Origin of the sequence: Xanthomonas campestris pv. asclepiadis (assembly GCF_020784175.1) — a bacterium.
GTDB lineage: Bacteria > Pseudomonadota > Gammaproteobacteria > Xanthomonadales > Xanthomonadaceae > Xanthomonas > Xanthomonas campestris_D.
Genome location: NZ_JAJGQM010000088.1, coordinates 1 through 3,799 on the forward strand (window position 1 = coordinate 1; position 3,799 = coordinate 3,799).

Sequence of the window (3,799 nt, forward strand, 5' to 3'; positions counted from 1 at the left end):
TTCATGGAACCTCCTCGGGAAAGGGGACGAGAAAATTCCACTTCTGGCGTCAGCTAATGGGCGGGGGGATTACCATGGCACCACCGATTCAGCCAGTCGGCGCTAGCACGGCATTTTAGCAAGACGCCCAATAAGTCTCATTTGGATACCCTCATGGCGTCTCTTTTTGTGCGCGTAGCGCACGGCGACCGCTCTTAAACGCAGACCACCCGAAGCCGGCAGCCCTTCCAGGGTCATGCCCTTCTCCGAAGTCCGGCTAATGACTCCCTGCCGCCCCCCCCCAGAAGGGCGTAAGCAACAGCTAATGACGTGCCGTGTCCAAATACTTGTAGAAGTGCTTCAGCGCTATCTCGATGCGGCTGTCCGCGTACTCCAGGAGCTGGATGAATCGGTCGGTGTTTTCTGTGGGAAGAAACGATCCTTCCAGCAACTCACGCGCATCTTCATAGAAATTGATGGCAGTGAGGCAGTCTCCGCCGGCCTGCGGAATCAGATGGCATTCGTGCTCAAGATCCCTCATCTCATCGGGTACTGGATCTGCCGGCATGGGATTCTGCTGGGTTTTAGCGGCATCAAGCTGACGCGCTATGACCTTCCGGAATCGCGTCATAGCTCGATTGGCTCGGGTGTAGCGGGCATTGCTTTCGAGGCGCTTCCTTTCTACGGTTTCCGCTTTTGCGACGTGGCGCTCATACGCCGCAATGCCGATAGCCGCCAAGATCGCAGCCACACTGCCGACGGCCTGAACCCACGCAGCCTGCTCGGAAGCAGAGAGAGCACACCAGCCAATCCAGTCGCAGTTCATGTCACTTCCCTTGTTCAGTGGGGGAAATCATGAAGCGCCGGCATTCAACCGGCAATCCATCTCGCAAGGTTAGGTCGGCCGAGCTACATGTCCTGCAACTTGGTCCGGCGCGCGCCAATGCACAGCTGCAGGAGCTGTCGCGCTTCGTGGCCACCTGCAGGTGGCCACGTGTGCGTCGGTGATTTAGAAGGTCGGTATGCTGGGCCCGCAGTCCGCGGGTCGCGGCGCTAGGAGCAAGTCGATGGGCACGAACGCCGCGATCGAGAAGACACAACCGCCGCAGTTGCGGCAGGCGACGGTACTGGTGCCCGCCGCCAAGATGCCTGAATTCACCAAGCGCCTTGAAGCACTCAATACAAAAGCGGCCAGGTTCGGGCTCGATGCCCTCACGGTCGAACTGGCGCACGTCACGCCCTATCTGCAGCAGCGCCAAGTGCACGCCGCAGGCGAAGAAGTGACGCTGGTCCCGTGGCCCACCAACGCGCCGCTGCCGGCCGACGCCGTGGGCCTGATCGACATGCACAGCCTGCTCCTGCGCTTTCCACTGGTCAAGCTAGGCGACTGGCACGTTGTCGCCCAGCTCGATGCCACGCCTGCGGCCGGCGCGCTGGTGTTTGCGGTGACGGATGTGGCGGCCGATCGCGCCGAGGCGGCACGCCGGCGTGGCCACCCCATGCACTGTGAGCATTGCCACACGGCCCGGGCACGCAAGCAGATCTACCTGCTCCGCAACAGCAGCACCGGCACCTATCAGCAAGTGGGCAGCACATGCCTGCAGGACTTCACTGGGATCGATCCGGCCCGGGCGCTCTTCCTGGCCAAGCTGGCCGACTTCGAGCGCTACGCCGATGCGCTGGGCGACCAGGCCGCCGCGGGGGTGGCCGGGGCGGTCGCCACCTTGGACTATCTGGGGCGGGTCTTGTTCCTGTGCGAGTCCAGCAGCTTCATCCCCGTCGGCAAAGCACGGGAACTACGCATTGACGCCACCTACCTGCAAGCGACCGAGCTCTCGGAAGCGCATCGACGCAATCCGGCCGCTGGCCGCGCCTTTGCCGCCGCGCGGGAACGCCTGCAGGCCGAAGCTGCCGCGATGGTCGCCTGGTTTGCCGGCCGCGAGCCTACGGACAACTTCGAAGCCAACGTCAAAGCGGTGCTGGCCAGCGACACCATCAAAGTGGACGCACGGCACCTGGCGATCGCCGCCGCAGCCGTGCCGACCTACCAGCGGCACCAGAGCGCTGCGCAGCTGCTGCTGCGGGCCGCCCGCTCGGCCCACGTGGCCACCGAGGGCGACAAGTTGCAGCGTCCCTTGCGCGTCTACCAGGTCGAGACGTTCGATTCATACTACGGGCCGCAGGAACGTCTGAGTCTGATTGACGACGATGGCAACTGCTTCACCTGGCGGACCGCTGCCGCGCCGGCGGAGCTGGTGAGCCGCGCCAATCGCGAGCGCCGCTTTGATGCCGGCTTCAAAATCAAGAAGCACGACACCTACCGGGGCACCGCAATCACCGAGATTTCTCACGTCCGCGTCAAACGCTGGCTGCCGTAGAGGCTTGCCAGTAAGACTGTCACCTACCAGCACCCACCACCCAACGCCACGAGAAGCACACCATGACCCAAGAACAACAGCAACAGAGGGCCGGCAGGCATCTGTAAAAAGTTCTTTCCTGACAGTGAGTTAGCTCACTTTTGGCTGTTCTTTACAAGAATCCCTGCCGACCCTCGTGCCGGGCAGGGGAGGCTTGCCAGCCTATACAAAATTTTGTATAGTATTTGGATGACTGACATTAAACCTGTCGAGTTCCGGGCCGGTGCCCTTGATGATCTGCGCGCTTTCCCCGCCTCGGCACGGCGCGAGGCCGGCTATCAGCTTGACCAGGTGCAAAGCGGTCGCGAGCCCGACGATTGGAAGCCAATGCCGACCGTCGGTCAGAGCGTCCAAGAGATTCGGATTCGGGATGTTGCAGGAGCATTCCGGATCATCTACGTGGCGAAGTTCTCCGATGCAGTCTACGTCCTGCATTGCTTCCAAAAGAAGACGCAGAAGACCAGTAAAGCGGATTTGGACCTAGCCGAGAAACGCTATCGAGATTTGGTGAAGGAGTTAAGCCGATGACTAATGAACGCTTTGCCAGCGTGTGGGACGCGATCGAAGACACCCCCCCGCAGGCTGAAAACATGAAGCTGCGATCGGCGCTCATGATGGCGCTGAAGGATCACATTGCACGCGAAGGATTGAGCCAGTCCCAGGCGGCCAAGGTCTTCGGCGTGACGCAACCGCGCGTGTCGGATCTGATGCGCGGCAAGATCGATCTGTTCAGTCTGGATACGCTGGTGAACATGCTGGCTGCTGCGGATCTGCACATCGAAATGCGAGTGCTGGAAGCGGCCTAGGCAACTTGTCAGAAACAAACAAGCCCGCTAACGAGCGGGCTTTTTATTGGGCACCAAAAGGAAAACTGTCAGTGTCCGATACGGCCTTGCCGCACTCGGTGGTCTGCCGCAGCGAGGGCATTCGGCGTGTGCAGTCATCCTGACCGCGCTCTGGCTCTGTGTGCGCGTAGCGCACGGTGACCGCTCTTAAACGCAGACCACCCGAAGCCGGCAGCCCTTCCAGGGTCATGTTCTGCCTCGAAGTCCGGCTAGTGACTCCCTGCCGACAGCTGTTGCTGTTTGCGGGTGGGAGGGGCGCAGCCCCTCTATTGAGCTTTTAACGCTGTCGGCGTCGCGTAGCGGCGGCGACGCCGATCTGCTGTTGAGCGGTCTACTGACTGTGCTTTCAACCAAAGGTTGACTGGATGGCCTGCCAATTAAACAGGACAAATAACGTTATTTCCCCACAGGCTTATCCACCGCAGCGGTGGACAACTTGGCGCGGGCATGGAATTGAGGGATTTGGCTCGGTGATCGAGGCCGCCGCAGGGGCGTTAACCGGCCTGTGCGCGACAGATTTGCCGGCGTGGGTGCCTGTTTTTGCGGCATCTGGCAGGG

General features: G+C 61.1%; 5 protein-coding genes. 4 read left to right on the plus strand and 1 reads right to left on the minus strand.

From position 1 onward, the window contains the following. Window positions 1–301: 301 nt before the first annotated feature. Window positions 302–805, minus strand: a complete 504-nt coding sequence (locus LL972_RS21375) for a hypothetical protein (protein WP_228329298.1) — start codon at window positions 803–805, stop codon at window positions 302–304. 241 nt (window positions 806–1,046) lie between these two features. Here LL972_RS21375 and LL972_RS21380 point away from each other — a divergent pair, with 241 nt between their 5' ends. The 4 genes from LL972_RS21380 to LL972_RS21395 form a co-directional block, all read left to right on the plus strand. After that, complete coding sequence (locus tag LL972_RS21380; protein ID WP_228329299.1) at window positions 1,047–2,357, plus strand: hypothetical protein; 1,311 nt, start codon at window positions 1,047–1,049, stop codon at window positions 2,355–2,357. 228 nt (window positions 2,358–2,585) lie between these two features. After that, window positions 2,586–2,924, plus strand: a complete 339-nt coding sequence (locus LL972_RS21385; RefSeq protein ID WP_228329300.1) for a type II toxin-antitoxin system RelE/ParE family toxin — start codon at window positions 2,586–2,588, stop codon at window positions 2,922–2,924. Beyond that, entirely contained in the window at window positions 2,921–3,202 is a 282-nt protein-coding gene (locus tag LL972_RS21390) for a helix-turn-helix domain-containing protein (protein ID WP_019238166.1), read from the plus strand. Before LL972_RS21385 ends, LL972_RS21390 begins: the two co-directional genes overlap by 4 nt. 404 nt (window positions 3,203–3,606) lie before the next feature. Then, window positions 3,607–3,799: hypothetical protein (locus LL972_RS21395; protein WP_228329301.1), on the plus strand; the 193-nt coding region annotated here is incomplete at its 3' end.

Bases quoted from the DNA above. Each gene is read 5' to 3' on its own strand.
- LL972_RS21375 (WP_228329298.1), bottom strand. From the start codon at position 805: ATGAACTGCGACTGGATTGGCTGGTGTGCTCTCTCTGCTTCCGAGCAG.
- LL972_RS21380 (WP_228329299.1), top strand. From the start codon at position 1,047: ATGGGCACGAACGCCGCGATCGAGAAGACACAACCGCCGCAGTTGCGG.
- LL972_RS21385 (WP_228329300.1), top strand. From the start codon at position 2,586: ATGACTGACATTAAACCTGTCGAGTTCCGGGCCGGTGCCCTTGATGAT.
- LL972_RS21390 (WP_019238166.1), top strand. From the start codon at position 2,921: ATGACTAATGAACGCTTTGCCAGCGTGTGGGACGCGATCGAAGACACC.